Raw genomic sequence first — 21,221 nt, 5'->3', positions numbered from 1 at the left:
TATTACATAAAGTAACAAAGATTTTAAGTAGTTAATTTAGCTTTTTTAACTACAAACATATTATACAAGGAGGTATTTAATGAGTAAAGAAATAATCGAAAAAGCCGGAAAAATCATTCAGAAACATGTCGGCAAAAATGCGGCGGCAGGTTCCGAGCCGTACTGCATTCTTGCTCTTATTGATCTGGAGGGTTATCCTACGGCGTCTGCAATTACGCCGTCACAGGCTGAAGGCATAGAAAAGATAAGTCTTTGTACCGGACTCAGCAGTAATAAGGCTGAAAGAATAAAAAAATGTAACCGTGCAGGTCTGTGTTTTTCAAATCTTGAATACAATATAACTCTAACAGGAACAATAGAGATAATTACAGACCCTGAAGTAAAAAAAGAAATGTAGTACGAGGGTCTGTCACATCATTTCAGCGGGCCTGAAGATCCTGATTTTTGTGTTTTGGAGTTTAAAACACAAAAATATAATCTTTTTGTAGACTGGCAGGAAGTAACAGGGAAATTATAGTTTGTCATTATGTAAAGGGGTGTTGTGATTTTACAGGGAATAGAAATTCAGGTAATTCAGAAAGTATTAGTATAAAATCACAGCATATAAAAAGGCTTCCCGAAATCAAGGGAAGCCCTGTTTTGAAAACAGTAATATTTTAAAGAAAAGGATGTATTTTTTCAAGATGTAGAAATGAAAAAATGCTAAACAGGTGCATTTATAAGCTTTTCTTTAAAAAATAACTGTACGAGACTTTTTTTATTTACATGGTACCTGATAATAATTTTTAAGTCAGAATTCTTGTATTCAAAAATTTCATTATCACGGAGATTTCTTATATCTGTGACAATATCCAGTGAATACAGCTCTTCAAGGAGCGGTGTTACATAAAGAATTTTGTTCAGATATTTATAAAGATCATTATATAATACCAGTGAATTTTTATACATTTCATATTTTTCAAAAAACAGTACAAAATTTTCTCTTTTATTCTTTTCAAAGTCTGCCGAATCATACATTAAGGCTTTTTTTAATAAGTAATCAAAGTTTCCGTCATCTTTTACGGTATCGGCAAAAGCAGAGTTAACACATACATAATCATAGCCTTTTTTTATAATGTAGCTGGAAATAAGGTTAGCAGTGAATTTTTGGTCGTTTACCTTGTTTTTCAAAGACCTGATTACTTTTTTGGCAAGATTGTAGCTTGTGTTATATATGCTGTTTTCATTTTTAGTGAAGAAAAAGTTTATCAGAGTATTGGAAGATTTATGTCTTTGATATTCTATTTTTATATCAGAAAACAAATTTATATCTTTTATGATTTTTTTCAGGATATGTTTTTCAAAATCAAAAAATCTTATGTAGGTGTCTTTCAGTTCCAGAATATCTTTAAGTTCAGTCAGAGACAGTGAGAGGAAATCTCGCGGCGCAGTGGAGTTAATATATTCATAGAGCTTCAGAGAGGCAGGCTCTTCCATAAATATATACTTTTCAAAATTATAACAGGAAAAGAAATTATTTTCCCTAAAAGACATTTTTAATTCCTGCGATACAGAAACTCCCGTTTTGTCATTTCCCTGAAAGTATGAATTTATTATTGAAAAGAATCCAGAGTAAAGTGTATTGTCTCCATCGGAAATAGCGTACCTGATCTTCTTTGACATTAGTTTTTCAAAGAAGACGGTTATCTGCAAATCATCTTTGTAATTAAGGACTTTTTTCAGATTTTCTGTATCAAAAAATAAATAAAATGAATCAGAATCAAAATTGAAGTATAAAATCTCCAAAAATTTCTTCTCATTTTTTGAAAAATTTCGGTCTAAATCTATATTTACAACAAAATTTTCAAAATTTTTTTCAAAAATATTTTCTATAATTGCTTCCATAAACACCTCACCAGTAAAAGAAAAACGAAATTTTTTATTATTATTTTCTATCAAAAAAATATTCAAAAATACAATTTTTACTAATTATATCATTTTTGACGAAGAAAAACAAAAATTAATTCGTAAATTATTTTCTTTTCGATTTATTTTTTATTTATTTATAACAAATTTAAAAATAATCATTATTTAAATATATAAAAATAATTTTAGGTTTTGGTCATTGACAGAATAATAAAATAAAGGTAGACTAAAATTGAAAATCACAAATCGAATAAAAATGAAACATTAACTATAAAATTATATATTAATTAATTTTAAAATAATATAATAAAACTTTTTAGAGGTGGTAGTATGTTAAAACATTTACAGAGATTTGGAGGAGCAATGTTTACGCCGGTAATGTTGTTTGCTTTTGCCGGTATGGTTGTAGGGCTCACAATATTATTCAAAAATCAGGATATATTTGGAGCTATGGCAACTCCCGGTCATCTATGGTACAAAATATTTCAGGTGATAGAAGAAGGAGGATGGACAGTTTTCAGGCAGATGCCTCTGTTATTCGCAGTGGGACTTCCTATAGGACTGGCAAAAAAAGCACATGCAAGAGCATGTTTGGAAACATTGGTGTCGTATCTTACATTTAATTACTTTCTAAGTGCTATACTTACTTTATGGGGCGGAAGATTCGGAGTGGATATGACTCAGGATATAGGAGGAGTAAGCGGTCTTACTGATATAGCAGGAATAAAAACACTTGATACCAGCATAGTAGGGGCTATAGCAATATCAGCTATTATTATAGCCATACATAACAGATATTTTGATACGAAGCTTCCAGATTTTCTGGGAATATTTCAGGGGTCGTCATTTGTAGCAATAATAGCGTTTTTTGCTATGATACCATGTGCTTTGATTACAGCACTTGTATGGCCTGTAATTCAGAATCTGATAGCTTCGATGCAGGGATTTCTGATATCATCACAGTTACTTGGTGTATGGCTTTATACATTTTTGGAAAGAATACTCATACCTACAGGTCTTCATCACTTTATATACGGTCCGTTTATATTTGGCCCTGCTGTGGTGGAAGGCGGTATTGCAAAATACTGGGCAGAGCATCTTCCGCAGTTTGCAGCAGCAACAGAGCCGGTAAAGAATCTGTTTCCTCAGGGAGGATTTGCACTGCACGGGAATTCAAAAATATTTGGTATTCCGGGAATAGCAGCTGCAATATATGTTACTGCCAAGCCTGAAAAGAAAAAAATGGTTCTGGGTCTCCTTGTGTCGGCAACTTTGACAGCTATAGTAGCAGGTATCACAGAACCGCTTGAATTCACGTTTTTATTTATAGCGCCGGCATTATTTGCAGTGCATGCCGTACTGGCAGCTACAATGGCCACTGTAATGTATGCTTTCGGTGTAGTAGGAAATATGGGCGGAGGACTTATAGAAATAATGACGCAAAACTGGATCCCGCTGTTTAAGAATCATTCAGGGACTGTATTTGCCCAGATAATAATAGGATTAATATTTACTGTAATATACTTTTTTGTATTCAGATTTCTTATACTAAAATTCAATATTGCAACACCGGGACGTGAAGAAGAAGATGCGGAAGTAAAACTTTATTCAAAAGTGGATTACAAAGCTAAAAAAGGGGAACTTAACACTAAAGATGCATTTATGGATCAGGCATTGATATTTCTAGATGCTCTCGGAGGAAAAGAGAATATTCAGGAAGTTAATAACTGTGCAACAAGACTGAGAGTAAGCGTAAATGACGAAGCAATGGTAAAATCAGATGCTGCTTTCAGAGAAGGCGGGGCACACGGTGTAGTAAGGAACGGAAAAGCATTTCAGATAGTGGTAGGTTTATCAGTACCTCAGGTAAGAGAACGGTTTGAAGCACTGATAAAAGAATAGAACATATAAAAATGAGCATATTGTAAAAATTTTGAGACAAAAAATTAATTTATAAAAAAAATTTAGGAGGAATAAATTATGAAAAAGTTTTCAATTGTAGTAGCAGGCGGGGGAAGTACATTTACACCGGGAATCATACTTATGCTTCTGGATAACCTTGAGAAATTTCCTATAAGAAAAATTATCTTTTATGATAATGATAAGGAAAGACAGGATATAGTAGCTGATGCATGTGAAATAATACTAAAGGAAAAAGCACCTGAAATAGAATTTCTGGCAACTACTGATCCAAAGACGGCATTTACTGATATAGACTTCGTTATGGCGCATATAAGAGTAGGGAAGTATGCTATGAGAGAAAAAGATGAAAAAATACCTCTTAAACATGGTGTAGTAGGACAGGAAACTTGCGGGCCGGGTGGCGTGGCATATGGTATGAGATCAATAGGTCCTGTTATAGAACTGGCAGATTATATGGAAAAATATTCACCTAATGCATGGATGCTGAATTATTCCAATCCTGCGGCAATTGTGGCAGAAGCGACAAGAAAGCTGAGACCTGATTCAAAAATACTTAATATATGTGATATGCCAATAGGGATAGAAGTAAGAATGGCGCAAATACTGGGACTTGAATCAAGAAAAGATATGGAGATAAAATATTTCGGGCTGAACCATTTCGGATGGTGGACAGATATAAGAGATAGAGAAGGAAATGATCTTATGCCGAGATTAAAAGAACATGTGAAAAAATACGGATATATACCTGATGCCGAGGTAGAAGGACAGCATGTGGAAGCAAGCTGGAATGACACATTTGCCAAAGCTAAGGATGTGTATATGCTGGATCAGAAAACACTTCCGAATACGTATCTGAAATATTACTTGTTTTCAGATGAAGTAGTGGCACATTCTAATCCTGACTATACAAGAGCAAATGAAGTAATGGACGGAAGAGAAAAGTTTATCTTTGGTGAGTGCAAGAGAATAAAAGAAAGCGGTACTGCAAAAGATACGAAATTTGAAATAGATGAACACGCTTCATATATAGTAGATCTTGCAAGAGCAATTTCTTATAATACAAAAGAGAGAATGCTTCTTATTGTACCGAATAACGGAGCAATAGTAAATTTTGATCCTACGGCAATGGTAGAAATACCATGTATAGTAGGTTCGCAGGGACCGGAAGCTCTGGTAGTAGGAAGCATACCGCAATTCCAGAAAGGAATGATGGAGCAGCAGGTTTCAGTGGAAAAGCTGGTAGTAGAAGCATGGACAGAAAATTCTTATGAAAAGCTGTGGCAGGCAATTACACTGTCAAAAACTGTGCCAAATGCAAGAATAGCAAAATTAATACTCGATGACTTAATTGAGGCGAATAAGGAATACTGGCCGGAATTAAAGTAATAAGTATATAACCCGCAAAAAATTAAGAATATTTCAATTTCTAAAACAGAAACGGATTTTTTATGTAATAGTGAAAAGTCCGTTTTTATTTTAATCATAAAAAAATTAAGTAAACAGGGTGCTGCGCATGAAAACTATATAGAATAATTTTTACAGACATTTAAGAAAAAGTGATAAATACAAGGGAAAAGCAGAGAAGAAATAAACGGGAAAAGCAGGGGCAGCTTTCATTTTATTTTTTGAACTATAAAAATCTTTGTAGATTCATAAAAATGTGGTAGAATTAAAAAGAAAGAGAATTAGAATTCAGGAGGATAACATGGAAAATTATATTCAAAGATATAACGAGTGGCTTCATTCAGACTTTATTGATGAGGAAGACAAAAAGGAATTGGAGAATATAAAAGATGACGCCAAAGAAATAGAGGAAAGATTTTATAAGGATCTTACATTTGGTACAGGTGGAATCAGAGGGATCAGAGGAGTAGGAACTAACAGAATTAATAAATATGTGATAAGAAAAGCAACTCAGGGACTGGCGAACTATATGATGTCAGTGAATAAGGAAGAAGCTGTAAAAAAAGGGATAATAATAGCACATGACTGTAGAATTGGTTCTGTGGAATATGCGATGAATACAGCGAGAGTTATGGCAGGCAATGGAATAAAAGCATATATTTATAAAAGTCTCAGATCAACACCGGAACTTTCGTTTGGTGTAAGAGAAATGGGATGTATGGCTGGAGTAGTAGTTACTGCGAGTCATAATCCGGTAGAATATAACGGATATAAAGCATATTGGGAAGATGGTGCTCAGGTAGTAGAACCTCATGCTTCTGGAATAGTTAATGAAGTAAATAAAATAAATGGCTTTGATGAGATTAAGCTTATGTCAGAAAAAGAAGCCAAAGAAAAAGGACTTATTATTGTTTTAGATGAAAAAATAGACGACTTATACATAGATGCAATAAAAACTCAGGTAATAAATAAAGATATAAAAGGAAAAGAAAATTTCAAAATAGTTTACACACCGCTTCATGGTACAGGGGGAAGACCTGTAATGAGAGTGCTGGGAGAACTGAATTTTGATGTAACCGCTGTAAAAGAGCAGATAGAGCCTGACGGGACTTTTCCTACTGTAAAGTATGCCAATCCTGAAGAAAAACCTGTTTTTGAATTGGGAATAAAGCTCGCAGACAGTATAGGGGCTAACCTTGTAATGGCAAATGATCCTGATGCAGACAGAATTGGAATAGCTGTAAAAACAAAAGCCGGAGAATGGTATTATCCAAACGGGAATCAAATGGGACTTTTGATTTTGCAATATTTGTTAAATAATAAAAAGAATATTCCGTCTAACGCAAAGGTAATAACAACAGTAGTTTCTACACCAATGATAGATAAAATAGGAGCTGCAGAAAATGTAGGAGTGATTAAGACACTTACAGGTTTCAAGTATATAGGTGAAAAAATAAGACAGTTTGAATCAAAGGAAATCGACGGAACATATCTGTTCGGCTTTGAGGAGAGCTACGGTTATCTTATAGGTACACATGCAAGAGATAAGGATGCCATAGTAACAAGCCTTATTATAGCAGAAATGGCGGCTTTTTATCATTCAGAAGGTACAAGTATTCCAGAAGAGCTGGAAAAATTCTATGAAAAACATGGTTTTTATCTTGAAGGAATAGAATCGGTGACTCTCGCTGGAAAAGACGGGATAGAAAAAATGGGAGCCCTTATGACAGATCTTCGTGAAAATGTAAAAGATACACTGCTGGATAAAAAAATAAAAATCAAAAAAGATTTTAAGCTGAAAAAAGAGTATAATTATGAAACAAATGAAGAGAAAGATATTAATCTTCCTGTGGAAAATGTAATACAGTTTATTCTTGAAGATGATACATACATTACGGCAAGACCTTCAGGAACTGAGCCGAAAATCAAGTTTTATTTCAGTGTAAATGAAAAATCTGAAAAAGCAGTGCAGGATAAACTGGATAAAACTATGAAAGATTTTACAAAAACTTTGGAAATATAGGTAATTTTATGGATGCATTATATATTCATATCCCGTTTTGTGACAAAAAATGTTTTTACTGCGATTTTTGGACATTTATAAATATGGGACATGAAATAGACAGATATACAGATTACATAATAAAGGAAAGCAGACTGTATCCGGTGTACTACTACGATACAGTCTATTTTGGCGGGGGGACTCCCGGATTGATCGGTGCTGGGAACTTTGCTAGAATATTATCCGAGTTGAAAATAAGAGATAATGCAGAGGTGACAGCTGAAATAAATCCACTGGATTACAGCATCAAAGATTTTCAGGAATATATAAAAGCCGGGATAAACAGGCTTAGCATCGGAATACAGAGTTTTCAGGATCATGTGCTGAAAACCGCAGGGAGAAATCATAATGCCGCTCAGGCACTGGAGACATACAGAAAAGCAAGAGAAGCAGGATTTGAAAATATAACCATAGATCTGATGTTTGGAATACCGGGTCAGACTCTTGAAGATGTTTACAGCGATATCAGAATAATAAAGGAAATAAATCCCGATCATATTTCAATCTATTCCCTTATATGGGAAGAAGGGACATTATTCTGGAAGCAAAGGGAAAAAGGTCTTATAGAGGAGACTGACACAGATCTGGAAGCAGTTATGTATGAAACAATAATAGAAGAGCTGACAAAAGCCGGATATATTCATTATGAAATATCTAATTTTGCAAAACCCGGGAAAAAAGCCAGACATAATACAAAGTACTGGGAAAATAAAGAATTCATAGGATTGGGTGTGAATTCATCCAGTTATTGCAGTGACCGGAGATATAAAAATCTGAAAAATCTGTATAAATATTACAAAATGATAGACAGCGGCGAATTACCTGTAGATATCAGCAGTATAGAAGAGATAGACGAAACTGAAAAAGAAAAAATGAAAATAATACTGGGGCTTAGGCTTCTGGATACCGGAACAGAGTATTTTACTGACAGCAGAGTGGAAAAATTAATAGAAAACGGACTTCTTGAGAAAACAGGAGACAGAATAATACTGACCAAAAAGGGTATAATGCTAGCTAATGAGGTATTCGTGGAATTTATATAAGGAGACGGCATGGAACTTAATAAAGAAAAAATCTTAAAAAATTATAGCGACATAGAAAATGACATAAAAAAATATTCACCTTATCCTGAAAAAGTTAAAATTTTATTTGTAACAAAGTATTTTGATCTTGAAGAACATCAGAAAATAGTTAACATGGGATTTAATTATTTTGGAGAAAATAAGGCACAGCTATTTAGAGATAAGATTAAAACTATTGATAATCCTGAATTAACGTGGGATTTCATCGGACGCTTGCAAAAAAATAAAATAAAGTATATAATTAAGCGTGTTAATTTAATACACTCGATAGATACAATATCTTTACTTGAGGAGGTAAATGAAAAAGCCTGCGAAATTGGAAGAAAAGTAGATGTACTGATACAGGTAAATGTAAGCCACGAAGAATCAAAAACGGGTTTTAGTGTATCAGAGTTATCAGACGTATTTAAAATAAAAGCTGATAATGTAAATATAAGAGGTCTTATGACAATGGCCCCTTTAACAGATGATGAAAATAAACTAAGGAAATATTTCAGGGAAACGTTTGAGATTAAGAATGATATAAATAAAAAATATAATCTGAATTTAGATGAATTATCAATGGGAATGTCAAATGACTACAGGGAAGCCTTAATAGAAGGTGCTACAATAGTAAGGATCGGCAGCAAGCTGTTTGAATAGGAGGGAAAAAGGTGTTTAAAAAGATTTTAGAGATGATAGGTATGAATTATGATGAAAAAGACGAGTTTGAAGAGGAGTACTACGAGCCTAAGAAACACGTACAGATAAAATCTCAGCCTATAGAGACTAATATAAACGATGAAAACCGAAAGATCGTAAATATTTTTGGTGGTGCAAGAAGAGAAGAAGGTGGTAAGATGAGAGTGAGTTCAGTATCGATAATAAGGCCGAAGACTTTTGAGGATTCGAGATTAATTGCAGATTCCATAAAAGAGAAAAAAGTGGTTACTTTTAGTTTGGAATTTTTAGGTTTTGAAATAGGACAGAGGGTAATAGATTTTGTGAGTGGAACTGCTTATGCCATGGATGCACAGCTCTCTAAAATTACTGATAAAGTATTTACGATTATACCAAGCGGAATTGGATATGAAGATATGGATGACGCTATGTTTGAAGAAAAAGACTTTTAAAATCGAAGTTTTATAAATTTTATACAAATTAATACAGAAACTATAGTTCAATTTTTATTAAAAATTTAATATGATTGAACCTTTTTGTGTTTAATTACATTGGAGGCTTTAAAATGATAAAGGCAGTATTTTTTGATTTTGATGATACACTTGTATCAAAAAAAGATCACACAATGAGGGAAAATACGGAAAAAGCAATAAAATTACTGGAGAAATCAGGGATAATTCCTGTTATTGCAACCGGGAGACCTAAGTATACAATAAATGATTACCTTGAAAGACTTTCAATAAAAAATGCAGTATTTTTAAATGGTCATACTGTATGGCATGAGGAAAAAGTAGTATATGATAAGACTATTGACGAAGAAAGAGCAAGAGCCATGTTTGATCTCGCAAAAAGAAATGATTTTTCTTACGGACTTTTGAATAATGACGGTACTTATCTGAATTTACATCCTGAAAAAATGAGTGATCTGGATGTCGTGGATAAAGAATACATGCCTCAGGAACTCGGCGAGAGATATATTCCCGGAAATTGCCTGTGGATATTCGCAGGAAGCAGATATGACAATATTCTTACAGATACCGCAGAAAGAAATAATATGCGTATCCTTAGATGGAATGAAGCGGGAGTGGACATTATCTCAAAAACAGTATCAAAACAGACAGGTGTAAAAATTCTTTTGGAAAATCTTGGTATAGACTTCTCGGAAGTAGTTTCCATAGGAGACGGGGATAATGATATAGAGCTTTTACAGGCTTCTAAACTAGGGATTGCTATGGGAAACGGAAGCGATATTCTAAAAAGTTATGCAGATATGGTAACAGATTCCATTGATGATGACGGAGTGTACAAAGCATTGGTAAAATTAGGACTTATATAATGAAACGGAGTAGATCCTTTAGGGATAAAACTCCGTTTTTTGATTTAAATTTTTATATTTATCAGCTTTTTTCAAATTTTTCCTCGGAATTAATATTAGAAAAATTCAGATATAAAATCGAAGAAATAAGAATCAAAGCGGCAATAATCTGAACCGGGCTGAGAATCCTGTGTCTGAGTATGCCTTCCAGCGCCACTGAAGTCAGCGGAAAAGCAAGCTCACAAAGAGTAGCCACAGATGCAGAAGTTCCTTTCAGCCCTAAATAGTATATAAATATTGCCAAAAGACCAAAAAATGCAATGAATAAAGCAAGAATAACCATGTTTTTATTTGCAGTGAATGCATATACAGTACCAAGATCTTTTTTGAACAGAAGTATTACAAACATAATCAGTGCTGTAAATGTAAATCTGTAAAAAGTACTTGTGGAAAAATCATATTTATTCAGAACTTTTCTTCCGAATACAGTACCGCTTCCAAAAGAAAAAGCAGCAAGGACAGAGTATAAACATGCCTGTACATTATTCTTTTCCAGAAGTGAAGGGCTCTTAAAGCCAAAAGCCAGAACATAGCTGGAACATACCGCTACTAAAGCCAAAAGGTAAAACTTTTTCCCGGGCTTTTCTTTTAGTAATACAGCTGCAAGCAGAATAGCAAAAACAGGCTGTAATTTCTGAAGAAGAATGACAACACTGTACTGGCTGAACTCGCTCAGCTGCAGTGCTTTTACCATAGAAAGCGTACCGATAACTCCTCCGAAAAGAGCAATCAGAAAAAAGTAAGTCAGATCACTTAATGTAAACACCTTTAAATATTTATACTTTTTAAACATAAAGATACTTAAAAATATAAAAGGAATAAAATGTGCCACAAATACAATAAATTCCACGTTATAAAAGTGAAATACCGAAAAATATGACGGAGTAAGAAGAACGCCGTCTATTCCCCACATAGCTGCTGCAATAATTATAAGGATATTGCTGAAAAACCTGAATTTCTTATCCATAATATGAAGTCCTCCCAAAATAAAAAAACTTTCATCAAGCAATGAAAGAAAGCAGCATAAAATCTTCTTTCATCCAGACTATAACTGTCGGTACCGGAATTTAACCGGTTCGTGCTTATAAAAAAATAAGCTTGCGGACTTTACCGCCGGTAGGGAATCGCACCCTGCCCCGAAGAGTATAATCCTATCATATAATTTCTGATAAAAAATGTCAATAGTAATAATTTCAAATCTGTTATATAATATAATAACATTCAGATAAAAGGAGAGATTATGAGTATAATAATAACAGTGCTTTTATTGGGGATAATTGTATTTATCCACGAATTTGGACATTTTATAACAGCTAAGATGTTTCACATGCCTGTATTGGAATTTGCAGTGGGTATGGGACCAAAACTAATATCAAAAAAGGTGAAAACAACAGTCTATTCTATAAGAGCAATTCCTTTTGGAGGATTTGTGAGTATAGATGGTATGGAAGTGGAGACAGAAAACGAAGTAGAGAACGGTTTTAATACGCAAAATCCCCTAAAAAGACTGATAGTCCTAAGTGCAGGAGTTTTTATGAATTTTTTGTCAGGGATAATAGCATTATTCATTTTATTTTCTATAACAGGTGTAATTTCAACTAAAGATATACCGGCAAAAATAAAAAATGTTGCGGTATCTGCAGAAGCAAACAGCGTTTTGCAAAAGGGAGACATTATTACTTCTTTTAACGGGAATAAAATAAATAACTGGCAGGAACTTACAAAAAATATTATAGAACTGAATACCAGCGGATATAAAGGACAGGATGTAGATATAAAAGTTTTAAGAGACAATAAAGAAATAGATTTGAAAACAAAACTGACTCAGGGTGAAGGAAACAGCTATATACTAGGTGTGGAAGTAGATGCGCCGAAGATGAATCCTTTAGACAGGGCAAAGCTTTCATTTCTCTCATTTTTCAAGATAATGGAAGAAATGATAAAGGGACTCGCGGGACTTGTAACAGGAAAAGTAGGATTAAACAACCTTACAGGACCGGTAGGACTTACCAAAGTAGTAGGTGAGGCTTACTCAAGCGAAGGATTTATAATACTGCTGAATTTTTTTGTACTGATATCACTGAATATAGGACTTTTGAACCTTTTGCCGTTTCCGGCTCTGGACGGGGGAAGAATTATCTTTGTATTTTTGGAAATGATAGGTATAAAAATAAATAAAAAACTTGAAGAAAAATTCCATATAGTAGGTTTCAGTCTTCTCATAGGATTAATGGTCTTTGTGGTATTTAATGATATAAAAAATTTTTAAGAGAATAGGAATTACAAAGATATGGAAACACATTTAAATAAAAAATACGGGTTATTCGTGGCGTTATCAATGGTCGTGGGAATCGTCATTGGGATAGGGATATTTTTTAAAGCAGAGGTAATTTTGAGTGAAGCCGGGGGAAATCCTAAAATAGCACTTCTTGCATGGATTACAGGCGGGATAATAACGATTTTTTCCGGACTGACAATAGCGGAAATCAGCGCTGCAATTCCAAGAACAGGTGGAATAGTAGCTTATGCAGATGAGATATACGGAAGATTTTTTTCATATATAGTGGGCTGGAGCCTTTGTATCCTTTATATGCCGGCAATAGAAGCAATTATAGTATATTATTTTTCAGTTTTTCTGCTGAATTTTCTTGGGATAGAGTCTAATATGCATCTCATGCTTTTTATCTCTTTCGGAACACTTACAGCAGTGAGCTTTATAAATATGTTTACCAAAAAGGCAGGCGGAATAATTCAGATAGTATCTACCACAGCGAAACTGGTTCCTATTATTTTGATAATAATATACGGTTTTTCAAAGGGAAGTATGCTGCATGTAACATGGAATTCATACGGAATGTCAGGTGCGGGTCACGGAAAATCTTTTTTTCTTTTGTTTGGAAAGGCTTTGGTGCCTGTTATGTTTGCATTTGACGGGTGGATATATGTGAGTTCAATATCAGGAGAGCTGAAAAACCTGAAAAAAGACCTTCCCAAATCTATAATATGGGGGTTAAGCATAATAACCCTTGTATATCTGCTGTTTAATACTGCATTGCTTGCGGTTTTTCCGGTTAATAAGATAATGGAACAGGGAATATTCGGAGTGGCTCTTTATCTCTTCGGAGAAAAAGGAGCAAAGTTTATATTTGCAGGGATAGTAATTTCTGCATTCGGGGGATTAAACGGGTTCGTAATAGCAAGTCCCAGAATTCCGTATAGTCTGGCTCTGGATAATAAATTCCCGTGTAAAAATATAATGGGGAAAGTAAGTAGAAAATTTGATCAGCCGATAAATGCTTCTATATTTATGTATGTTTTGTCATGTATTTATCTGGCGCTTATATTTATCACAAGAAATCCTAATGTATTCGGCGATATTCCTGTGGCAGTGTTTTGGATATATTATTCATTTTTATTTATGGGAGTTATCATTTTGAGAAAAAAAGCGCCTGGAATAGAAAGACCGTATAAAGTGCCGCTTTATCCGGCTATTCCCATATTTGCCACTATAAGCGGAATAACAATAGCTGTGTATGCGGCTATAGCTAATCCGTTGTATATGCTGATATCAGGTATATTAATAGCAGCAGGGCTGATTTTTTACAGAAGAGAAAGAGTTTAGCCTGTTATGTTTGCTTTTACAATAATGTATAAAGGGAAATTACTGTTGCACTGTGTAAACGAAAGGAATAGAGATGGATAAATCTTTGGAAAGTTTAACAAAAACAATTATGGAGCTAAAAAAACAGGGGAAAATTTTGGAACAGATTCCTGTTTTCAGAGAATTGCTTCTTGTAACAAGGGAAAATTACGGTACTGATAGTAACGAAGTAATAACTGTGCTGAATGATTTCGGCGGAATTCTGCGATATGTAGGTGAGTACGGCGAGGCAGAGAATTATTTACTTGAAGGAGAGTCGCTCATCAGGAAAAAATACGGTATAGATAATAAGGAATACGCAACATGCATTTTGAACCTTGCAGAACTGTATAGATTTATGAGAGAGTATGACAAGGCTCTTGAGCTTTATATGAAAAGCATGGAAATATATTCAGCGAACGGAGAAAATGGTTATCTGTATGCCAGTGTATGCAATAATCTGGGACTTTTGTATCAGGACAGGCAGCAGTATGAAAAAGCTCTGGAGTTACATGAAAAAAGTCTTGAGATTCTAAGGAATCTTCCTGAATATAAACTTGAATACGGAACAACACTGAATAATCTTGTACTTCCTTATAAATCAGCAGGGGCAAGGGAGAAAGCAAAAAAATGTACAGAGAAAGCTTTGCAAATATTTTCTGAAACAGTGGGAAAAGAGCATTCACTTTATTCAGCAGCTCTGAATAATCTGGCAATATTTTCTTATGAAGAGGGAGATTATAAAAAAGCCGGGGATCTGTTTGAGGAAAGTCTTCTGATATGTGAAAAGACTTTTGGGAAAAACAGTGTTAATTATAAAAACCTTGAGGAAAACCTAAAGGCTGTAAGGGCGAAAACTGGTGAAGAGGTATGAAAGGGCTGGAATTATCAAGGCTCTATTATGAAGAAGTATGCAGACCTGTAATAGAGAGAGAAATGGGGGAGCTTACAGAACGAATGGCTGTAGGACTTGTAGGAGAAGGATCTGAGTGCTATGGTTATGATGATGAAATATCGAGAGATCATGATTTCGGACCGTCGTGTTGTTTTTGGCTTACAAAAAAAGATTACGGCAAATATGGGGAAAAGCTCGTGAAAGTGCTGGAATCTCTGCCGAAAAGCTTTATGTTATTTCCTGCCTTGGAAATAAGTGAATGGGGCGGCGGCAGAAGAGGAGTTCTGAATACTGAAAGATTTTATCTGAAATTTACTGGGAAGGAATATGGTCCGGAAACACTTGACGAATGGAGAATTATTCCTGAGGCGAATCTTTCTGTAGTCACAAACGGAAGTGTATTTTATGATCCTTTGGGTGAATTTTCCAAAATAAGAGAGAGACTGCTGGAATATTATCCCGAAGATATAAGACTTGATAAAATAGCTGCCAGATGTATGAAAATAGCACAATCAGGACAGTATAATCTTGGAAGATGTCTGAAAAGAGAAGAATTCGTAGCAGCAAGAGTAGCAGAAGCGGAATTTATAAATGAGAGTATTCATATGATCTATCTTCTGAATAAAAAGTATATGCCGTTTTATAAATGGATGCATAAAGATATGCAGTTTCTGCCGGTATTAGGCAGGGAAATACATGGTATGCTGAATCAGCTTATAGATTCCAGTAATTCTGATAAACTGGATATAGTCGAAAAGATTTGCAGTATGATCATCAGCGAAATGAAATTACAGGGTATTTCTGAAAATAAAAGTGATTTTTTACTTGATCACGGCCCTGATATTCAAAGAAAAATATCTGATGAAAAATTGAGAAATTCTAATCCGTGGATAGACTGAGAAAGGAGAAAAGCTCATGTCTGAAAAAAATATAGAGGAACTCGCCGGTGAAATAACACAGAGAGAGTGGGAGATGTTTCACAGCACACAGAATATCGGTGGTCAGGCTTCATGTCAAAATGACTGGGAAACTTTTGAGATTATGAGAAAAAGCCAGTGGGAAACCTGCAATAAAGCAGTTCTTGAAAGTTATCTTACTGATCTGATAAAAGCAGAGTCAGCAGGTCATAATATTCTCACTGAAAAATATGCAAGAATGATGGAATATACAATGCCGGAAGAATACGGCAAAATTAAGGATAAGCTTCCGAAAGTCAGTGAGAAAAAACAAGAACTCACTGAAAAAATTCTGGAGGTATACCTTCAGTGGAGACAGAAAGTAAATAGAAATTATCCAAAGATTTCCAATGCCGGAAGACCGCTGGAAAAAGAAAGCGACACAGCAGAGATAACTTCAGTGGAGACATACTACAGGGGAGAACTTCTTACATATTCTGAAAAAACTCTGGAATTATATTATTCATACATTCTTGAATGTGTCCGTGATAATAAAAATCTCGTTTATGAGAATCTTATGAATACCGTAAAAATGTACGGTTACAGTTCTCTTGAAGATGCAGAGAAAAAACTGTAGCTGTTATTCTAAATATAATAAAAAGTTATGTAAACTCAGTGTAAACATAACTTTTTTTATTTGAATTAATTTTGAACTAATCCAGAAAGATTTTTCCGGGATTAATAATATTATTCGGATCAAGAAGATTTTTTATACTTTTCATTATATTAAGTGTAGTTTCATCAATCATAACAGGAAGGTATTCTCTTTGGACAAATCCGATTCCGTGTTCTCCTGTTACTGATCCGTTCAGAGTGTTGCATATATAATCAAAAAGTTCTTTCAAGTGTACTTTTAGCTTATTATTCCATATATCATCAGAAACTCCCGAACGTAAAATATTTGCGTGAATATTTCCATCTCCTGCGTGTCCATAGCATGCAGCTGTATATCCGTATTTTTGGCACCAATTATTAATGAAATTAACTGCTTTCGGGATATTCGCACGTGGAATGGAAATGTCCTGTTCCTTATAGACATCTTTATCTCCTACAGCAGTACCCGTATTTCTACGCAGTGTCCATATCTGTTCTTTTTCTTCTTCTGAATTGGCAAAGAGAATAAATTCAGGATTATCAGCTTTTTCCACTGCTGTTTTCAGGATTTCTCTCTCTTCCAGAAGCTTTTCATAATCATTGCCGTCAAGCTCTACTATTAGATGTGCCTGTGTTTTCTCACTCACAGGAGGAAATTCGGCATTTATATGTTCTTTTGAAATAATAAGTGCATTTCTCTCCATGAACTCAAGCGAACTTGGGATAATTCCCGTATTTAAGATAGTGTTCACAGCTCTTCCGGCATCTTCTACAGTGGTAAAAGACATCAGCATAAGAACATTTTCTTTTATTTCAGGGAGAAGCTTTAGTGTGGCTTTGGTGATAACTCCCAAAGTTCCTTCACTTCCCACAAAAAGCTGTGTAAGATTATATCCGGCAACATCTTTTATAAGATTTCTTCCTGTATTTATGATGTCTCCGTTGGCAAGTACCACTTCAAGGCTGAGAACATAATCTTTGGTAGTTCCATATTTTACTGCTTTCGGGCCTCCTGAATTCTCTGAAATATTTCCGCCGATAGAGCAGTCTTTGTAATTAGCAGGATCAGGAGGATAAAAAAGTCCTTTTTCTTTTACTGCCTGCTGTAAAATATAATTTATAACAAATGGCTCTGTAGTAATCTGAAAGTTATCAGTATCAATATTCAGTATTTTATTAAACTTTTCCATGGAAATTACAATTCCGCCTTTTACAGGAAGTGCTCCGCCGCTGAGTCCTGTTCCTGTACTTCTCACAGTAACGGGAATCAGGTGTTCATTACATATTTTCAGTATTCGGGAAACTTCTTCTGTATTGGCAGGAATCAGTACCAATTCCGGCATATATACAAAGTCTTCTGTTTTGTCCTTGGCATATATCAGCTTTTCGCTTTCTATTGTAATGATCTGCTTTTCATCAAGAAAAGATGAAAACTCAGATATAATCTGGTCATCGATTTTTTTATATGACATTTTGAAACTCCTTCTTAATTTAGTATACTCACTGCTGAAATCTTATATTTTGTCAGAAAAATAGATATTTTTTTTGATTATTTGTGTTTTTTATAAAATTTTCAGTAATAAGGATGCTAAATTCAATAAAATATCCCTAATTATAGCATTTTTTACATCTACTTACAAAAGAAAAAGTTTTTAAAAATCTTATATCTAAAATAATAAATTAATGATATAATATAGAAAAATTAAACAGGAGGCTGTTATGAAAAAACTAACTTTGATATTATTTTTACTTTTAGCATTAAGTGTTTTTGCAGCACAAAAATCAGGAATAGCAAAGTATGACAATTTACAGTATGCCAAAGGAAAAACAGTAGTCTATTTTGATGCCGAAGGAAATTCAGTTACTAAGACAAATGCTGAATTTGAGCGTAAAGTCTACTCGCAAGGAAAGAATCTTTATATAGTGGTAGATTATTTTGCTGATACAAAAGAACCGGCATATATTTTTGAAACAACAGAAAGCCATATAAAAGAATTCGAGCCTTCTGGCGATGATACTTTAAACGGTCTTGTTATTTTCTTCGGAAACGGGAATATAGCTACTATGGGTACATTTGAAGGAAGTAATGTAAATAACGGGACTATTACTATGTTTAATGAGGACGGAACTTTGGAAGGCAGTGTTACATTCAAAAACGGTGTGGCAGTGGATTAGAAGATAATATAAATGTAATGGAAAACAGTTCTTTTTATAACTTTACTGATATAAGGGGACTGTTTTTTATAATAAAATTTTTGAGAGAGGCAGAAAAATATGTTTGAAACAGAAATTAAAAAAAGTCTGAAAATATTAGAAGGATATGAAATTACTCTGAAAGACGGCATGTCAGAGGAAGAAATTTTATCAGCTGAAAAATATTACGGTATAAACTTTCCTTTGGATTTCAGAGCATTTTTAATGGCTGCTCTTCCTTTTGACAATGATTTTGACGATAATAACTGCTGGTGCAATTTCACAAACTGGAGAAATTTATCTGAAGAATATATAAATAATATAAAATCTAAAATGTTCGACTGGACAATAGACGGAGTCTTGTACACAGCGGAATCTTTGGGAGGATGGCGTGAGGACTGGGGAGTACAGCCGGAAACTATGGAAGAAAAGGCAGAGGCAGTAAAAGCAATGGTTAAAGAAAAACCTTTGTTTATACCAATTACAGCTAATAAATTTTTAGCTTTAGGGGATTACAGCGATAATGCTGTTTATTCAATTCATGATGGAATTGACGTAATTTGTTATGGAAAAAATATATGGGATTTTATAGAAAAATATTTTTTATATAATGGAAATAAAACAGTTGATTTGAAAGCAATTAAAGAACCTGTCCCAAAGTATAACGAGTTTGTTTATCATAGTATAAATAATTTTTTTTATCAAGGCAGAAAATACTACGATGAACATGGGAATTATATTGGAGGGAATAAATCTGAGTTATTAGAATAAAAGAGATACAGGAATTACAGCACTATATCTCTTTTATTTTTAATCAAAATATTAATATCTTAATTTTCAGGTCTGAGCGGCTGAATAAATTCTTTGTATTTTTTTATTCTTTCAGCATAGACAGGAGAATTTTTCATATCTTTTAGTGTCTCCACAGTACCTCTGATGTCATTAACATGGATAAGTTTTCCGGGCATTGTATTATGAGCATGGGAAAGCTGTTCTTCCGGGAAGTAAAAACTGATTTTTCCGTCAGTTACTTTTATTTCTCCGATTATTCCGCACAAACAGCAGACAGCTTCGCTGGAATCATTATTTAAATAAAAATTTCTGCTGTGGCAGTGCGGGCAGATTCCCTGATCTCCGAGATATTCAGCATTATCTGCTTCTAATGATGCCATTGCAAGATTTTTCCCAATTTTGTTTACTTTATTTATTCTTTCCTCATCAAGCAGAATATTGGTAGACCAGTCAAAAACTTCATTATTAATTGTTTTCCACATTGGAACCAGCGAGAACAGTTCCATATCACACTGAACCCTTGTAGTCCATTCAGATCCGCCTAATGCCATATATGAAACTGCTTTATTTTTCAAAACTCTCTGGTCAGGCTCTTTTCCGCCGTTTTCCCTTGCGATTTTTGTACCGATAACATTATTTGCCCTGTCCATTCTCGGACCGAAGCGGTCAAGCAGAGTTCTGAACATACCCAAAGCTCCCTTTTCAAAGATCGGAACAGAGAAAACAATTCCGTCGGCATCCAGTATTTTATCCTTTAACCATTCAAAATCATCTTTAAGTGTGCATATTCCGCCCTGTCCTGACATTAAAGTTCTTACACAGGCAATACATCCCGTACAATGCTTTATATCAAGATCAAGCAGTCTTATAAATTCTACTTCAGCTCCTGCCTCCTGTGCTCCCATCAATGCTTCCTTACACATTGAATCATTGTTACCGTTTCTTGTCCCGGCTGAAATTCCTAGTATTTTCATTATGTTGTCTCCTTAGTATTTTTGTTTTAAAATTTCTGGAAGAAAAAAATTCCATATGATACAATTGTTACATAAAATAATATATCATACTGAATTTTCTTTTTAAAGATACAAAACCTGCTGTTTTGTTACTTTTATATAAAATATTATTTTAAAAATTTACACTTTGGGAGATGAAGATGAGAAGTAAAGAGATGCAGAAATTTCACAGTAAAAGTTTGATAGTACAGTCATTGCTGTATTTAATGAGAAAAAAATCCTTTCATGAGATAAAAATAACAGAAATATGTAACAAAGCCGGGGTATCAAGGCTGAGTTACTACAGAAATTTTGAGAGTAAGGAAGACATTGTTTTATATTACTTCAATGATAATTTTGAAAAAATTATGGAGAGAATAATCAAAATGGAAAATATAAGTTATAAACAACTTATTGAAATACTGTTTTCCCACTTTATGATACATCTGGAGGATAATAAACTGTTTTTTCGTGATAAACTTATATACTTGATATCTATTTCTTCTGATGAATATCTGAAAAAATTTATGAAAGTGGTTTTTAAGGATAACAGTCATGATGATTTTATACTAAAATTCTTACAGGGCGGAATAATGAATATAATGATAGGTCTTATGACGGGGGAAGAAAGTCACAGTGTGGAAGACATAGCTGTCAGGGTAGATTTTATATATAAGATGTTAAGTGAGGGGAAACCTGTTTTATAAATAATAAGTAGCAGAAAAAGAGCCGGATTAAATTGGGAAGT

At 34.1% G+C, this 21,221-nt stretch carries 20 protein-coding genes and 1 riboswitch; of the genes, 16 read left to right on the top strand and 4 right to left on the bottom strand.

Annotated elements, in window-relative coordinates:
• The first annotated feature begins 79 nt into the window (after nucleotides 1-79).
• Nucleotides 80-397, top strand: a complete 318-nt coding sequence (locus NK213_RS11020) for a pyridoxamine 5'-phosphate oxidase family protein (RefSeq protein ID WP_253349065.1) — start codon at nucleotides 80-82, stop codon at nucleotides 395-397.
• A gap of 305 nt (nucleotides 398-702) precedes the next feature.
• On the opposite strand, the gene NK213_RS11015 is transcribed toward NK213_RS11020, so the two are convergent.
• On the bottom strand, nucleotides 703-1,884 hold the full coding sequence (locus NK213_RS11015; RefSeq protein WP_253349063.1) for a replication initiation protein: 1,182 nt from the start codon (nucleotides 1,882-1,884) through the stop codon (nucleotides 703-705).
• 351 nt (nucleotides 1,885-2,235) lie between these two features.
• Between NK213_RS11015 and NK213_RS11010 the strand changes: the two genes are divergently transcribed.
• The 7 genes from NK213_RS11010 (at nucleotide 2,236) to NK213_RS10980 (ending at nucleotide 10,372) form a co-directional block, all read left to right on the top strand.
• The gene (locus NK213_RS11010) at nucleotides 2,236-3,807 is read left to right on the top strand and encodes an alpha-glucoside-specific PTS transporter subunit IIBC (RefSeq protein ID WP_253349061.1); all 1,572 of its coding nucleotides are present in this window, start codon (nucleotides 2,236-2,238) and stop codon (nucleotides 3,805-3,807) included.
• A gap of 78 nt (nucleotides 3,808-3,885) precedes the next feature.
• A complete protein-coding gene (locus NK213_RS11005; protein WP_253349059.1) occupies nucleotides 3,886-5,214 on the top strand; it encodes a 6-phospho-alpha-glucosidase in 1,329 nt (442 codons plus the stop codon).
• Nucleotides 5,215-5,533: 319 nt separating this feature from the next.
• Nucleotides 5,534-7,255 (top strand): phospho-sugar mutase, encoded by a 1,722-nt coding sequence (locus NK213_RS11000; protein WP_253349057.1) that lies wholly within the window; start codon nucleotides 5,534-5,536, stop codon nucleotides 7,253-7,255.
• Between the two features lie 8 nt (nucleotides 7,256-7,263).
• Nucleotides 7,264-8,337, top strand: a complete 1,074-nt coding sequence (gene hemW, locus NK213_RS10995; RefSeq protein ID WP_253349055.1) for a radical SAM family heme chaperone HemW — start codon at nucleotides 7,264-7,266, stop codon at nucleotides 8,335-8,337.
• A 9-nt stretch (nucleotides 8,338-8,346) separates the two neighbouring features.
• Complete coding sequence (locus tag NK213_RS10990; RefSeq protein ID WP_253349053.1) at nucleotides 8,347-9,018, top strand: YggS family pyridoxal phosphate-dependent enzyme; 672 nt, start codon at nucleotides 8,347-8,349, stop codon at nucleotides 9,016-9,018.
• A 32-nt stretch (nucleotides 9,019-9,050) separates the two neighbouring features.
• Nucleotides 9,051-9,488 carry a cell division protein SepF gene (locus tag NK213_RS10985; RefSeq protein ID WP_041310955.1) on the top strand — a complete coding sequence of 146 codons (438 nt, stop codon included), beginning with the start codon at nucleotides 9,051-9,053 and terminating at the stop codon, nucleotides 9,486-9,488.
• A gap of 113 nt (nucleotides 9,489-9,601) precedes the next feature.
• The gene (locus tag NK213_RS10980) at nucleotides 9,602-10,372 is read left to right on the top strand and encodes a Cof-type HAD-IIB family hydrolase (RefSeq protein WP_253349051.1); all 771 of its coding nucleotides are present in this window, start codon (nucleotides 9,602-9,604) and stop codon (nucleotides 10,370-10,372) included.
• A gap of 61 nt (nucleotides 10,373-10,433) precedes the next feature.
• Here NK213_RS10980 and NK213_RS10975 read toward each other — a convergent pair whose 3' ends face one another.
• Entirely contained in the window at nucleotides 10,434-11,378 is a 945-nt protein-coding gene (locus NK213_RS10975) for a DMT family transporter (protein ID WP_253349048.1), read from the bottom strand.
• A 57-nt stretch (nucleotides 11,379-11,435) separates the two neighbouring features.
• A riboswitch (FMN riboswitch) is annotated at nucleotides 11,436-11,559 on the bottom strand.
• A 92-nt stretch (nucleotides 11,560-11,651) separates the two neighbouring features.
• Here NK213_RS10975 and NK213_RS10970 point away from each other — a divergent pair.
• The 5 genes from NK213_RS10970 to NK213_RS10950 all read left to right on the top strand — a co-directional run bounded on the left by NK213_RS10970 (nucleotide 11,652) and on the right by NK213_RS10950 (nucleotide 16,479).
• Entirely contained in the window at nucleotides 11,652-12,680 is a 1,029-nt protein-coding gene (locus tag NK213_RS10970; RefSeq protein WP_253349046.1) for an RIP metalloprotease, read from the top strand.
• 21 nt (nucleotides 12,681-12,701) lie between these two features.
• Nucleotides 12,702-14,033 carry an APC family permease gene (locus NK213_RS10965; protein WP_253349044.1) on the top strand — a complete coding sequence of 444 codons (1,332 nt, stop codon included), beginning with the start codon at nucleotides 12,702-12,704 and terminating at the stop codon, nucleotides 14,031-14,033.
• Between the two features lie 73 nt (nucleotides 14,034-14,106).
• Nucleotides 14,107-14,925, top strand: coding sequence for a tetratricopeptide repeat protein (locus NK213_RS10960; RefSeq protein ID WP_253349042.1), 819 nt, complete (start codon nucleotides 14,107-14,109; stop codon nucleotides 14,923-14,925).
• Nucleotides 14,922-15,845 carry a DUF4037 domain-containing protein gene (locus tag NK213_RS10955; protein ID WP_253349040.1) on the top strand — a complete coding sequence of 308 codons (924 nt, stop codon included), beginning with the start codon at nucleotides 14,922-14,924 and terminating at the stop codon, nucleotides 15,843-15,845. The genes NK213_RS10960 and NK213_RS10955 overlap by 4 nt, the downstream gene beginning before the upstream one ends.
• A gap of 16 nt (nucleotides 15,846-15,861) precedes the next feature.
• A complete protein-coding gene (locus NK213_RS10950; RefSeq protein WP_253349038.1) occupies nucleotides 15,862-16,479 on the top strand; it encodes a DUF4125 family protein in 618 nt (205 codons plus the stop codon).
• A 76-nt stretch (nucleotides 16,480-16,555) separates the two neighbouring features.
• Here the strand turns inward: NK213_RS10950 and NK213_RS10945 are convergent, their stop codons facing one another.
• Complete coding sequence (locus tag NK213_RS10945; protein ID WP_253349036.1) at nucleotides 16,556-17,968, bottom strand: FAD-binding oxidoreductase; 1,413 nt, start codon at nucleotides 17,966-17,968, stop codon at nucleotides 16,556-16,558.
• Nucleotides 17,969-18,215: 247 nt separating this feature from the next.
• Between NK213_RS10945 and NK213_RS10940 the strand changes: the two genes are divergently transcribed.
• The gene (locus NK213_RS10940) at nucleotides 18,216-18,671 is read left to right on the top strand and encodes a hypothetical protein (RefSeq protein WP_253349034.1); all 456 of its coding nucleotides are present in this window, start codon (nucleotides 18,216-18,218) and stop codon (nucleotides 18,669-18,671) included.
• 99 nt (nucleotides 18,672-18,770) lie between these two features.
• Nucleotides 18,771-19,460 carry a hypothetical protein gene (locus NK213_RS10935; protein WP_253349032.1) on the top strand — a complete coding sequence of 230 codons (690 nt, stop codon included), beginning with the start codon at nucleotides 18,771-18,773 and terminating at the stop codon, nucleotides 19,458-19,460.
• Nucleotides 19,461-19,519: 59 nt separating this feature from the next.
• On the opposite strand, the gene NK213_RS10930 is transcribed toward NK213_RS10935, so the two are convergent.
• Entirely contained in the window at nucleotides 19,520-20,455 is a 936-nt protein-coding gene (locus tag NK213_RS10930; protein ID WP_253349030.1) for a flavodoxin family protein, read from the bottom strand.
• Nucleotides 20,456-20,634: 179 nt separating this feature from the next.
• On the opposite strand from NK213_RS10930, the gene NK213_RS10925 reads away from it, so the two are divergent.
• Nucleotides 20,635-21,180, top strand: a complete 546-nt coding sequence (locus NK213_RS10925) for a TetR/AcrR family transcriptional regulator (protein ID WP_253349028.1) — start codon at nucleotides 20,635-20,637, stop codon at nucleotides 21,178-21,180.
• Nucleotides 21,181-21,221: the final 41 nt, after the last annotated feature.

The sequence above is a fragment of the Sebaldella sp. S0638 genome (assembly GCF_024158605.1).
GTDB lineage: Bacteria > Fusobacteriota > Fusobacteriia > Fusobacteriales > Leptotrichiaceae > Sebaldella.
The sequence above is the reverse complement of the archived record's forward strand: the minus strand, read 5'-3'. Positions and strand labels throughout refer to the sequence as shown.

Excerpts from the sequence above, each read along its gene's own strand:
- NK213_RS10935 (WP_253349032.1), top strand. The coding sequence starts at position 18,771 with ATGTTTGAAACAGAAATTAAAAAAAGTCTGAAAATATTAGAAGGATAT.
- NK213_RS11005 (WP_253349059.1), top strand. The coding sequence starts at position 3,886 with ATGAAAAAGTTTTCAATTGTAGTAGCAGGCGGGGGAAGTACATTTACA.
- NK213_RS11010 (WP_253349061.1), top strand. The coding sequence starts at position 2,236 with ATGTTAAAACATTTACAGAGATTTGGAGGAGCAATGTTTACGCCGGTA.
- NK213_RS10965 (WP_253349044.1), top strand. The coding sequence starts at position 12,702 with ATGGAAACACATTTAAATAAAAAATACGGGTTATTCGTGGCGTTATCA.
- hemW (WP_253349055.1), top strand. The coding sequence starts at position 7,264 with ATGGATGCATTATATATTCATATCCCGTTTTGTGACAAAAAATGTTTT.
- NK213_RS10930 (WP_253349030.1), bottom strand. The coding sequence starts at position 20,455 with ATGAAAATACTAGGAATTTCAGCCGGGACAAGAAACGGTAACAATGAT.
- NK213_RS11015 (WP_253349063.1), bottom strand. The coding sequence starts at position 1,884 with ATGGAAGCAATTATAGAAAATATTTTTGAAAAAAATTTTGAAAATTTT.
- NK213_RS10925 (WP_253349028.1), top strand. The coding sequence starts at position 20,635 with ATGAGAAGTAAAGAGATGCAGAAATTTCACAGTAAAAGTTTGATAGTA.
- NK213_RS11000 (WP_253349057.1), top strand. The coding sequence starts at position 5,534 with ATGGAAAATTATATTCAAAGATATAACGAGTGGCTTCATTCAGACTTT.
- NK213_RS11020 (WP_253349065.1), top strand. The coding sequence starts at position 80 with ATGAGTAAAGAAATAATCGAAAAAGCCGGAAAAATCATTCAGAAACAT.
- NK213_RS10950 (WP_253349038.1), top strand. The coding sequence starts at position 15,862 with ATGTCTGAAAAAAATATAGAGGAACTCGCCGGTGAAATAACACAGAGA.
- NK213_RS10970 (WP_253349046.1), top strand. The coding sequence starts at position 11,652 with ATGAGTATAATAATAACAGTGCTTTTATTGGGGATAATTGTATTTATC.
- NK213_RS10945 (WP_253349036.1), bottom strand. The coding sequence starts at position 17,968 with ATGTCATATAAAAAAATCGATGACCAGATTATATCTGAGTTTTCATCT.
- NK213_RS10985 (WP_041310955.1), top strand. The coding sequence starts at position 9,051 with ATGATAGGTATGAATTATGATGAAAAAGACGAGTTTGAAGAGGAGTAC.
- NK213_RS10990 (WP_253349053.1), top strand. The coding sequence starts at position 8,347 with ATGGAACTTAATAAAGAAAAAATCTTAAAAAATTATAGCGACATAGAA.
- NK213_RS10975 (WP_253349048.1), bottom strand. The coding sequence starts at position 11,378 with ATGGATAAGAAATTCAGGTTTTTCAGCAATATCCTTATAATTATTGCA.
- NK213_RS10980 (WP_253349051.1), top strand. The coding sequence starts at position 9,602 with ATGATAAAGGCAGTATTTTTTGATTTTGATGATACACTTGTATCAAAA.
- NK213_RS10960 (WP_253349042.1), top strand. The coding sequence starts at position 14,107 with ATGGATAAATCTTTGGAAAGTTTAACAAAAACAATTATGGAGCTAAAA.
- NK213_RS10955 (WP_253349040.1), top strand. The coding sequence starts at position 14,922 with ATGAAAGGGCTGGAATTATCAAGGCTCTATTATGAAGAAGTATGCAGA.
- NK213_RS10940 (WP_253349034.1), top strand. The coding sequence starts at position 18,216 with ATGAAAAAACTAACTTTGATATTATTTTTACTTTTAGCATTAAGTGTT.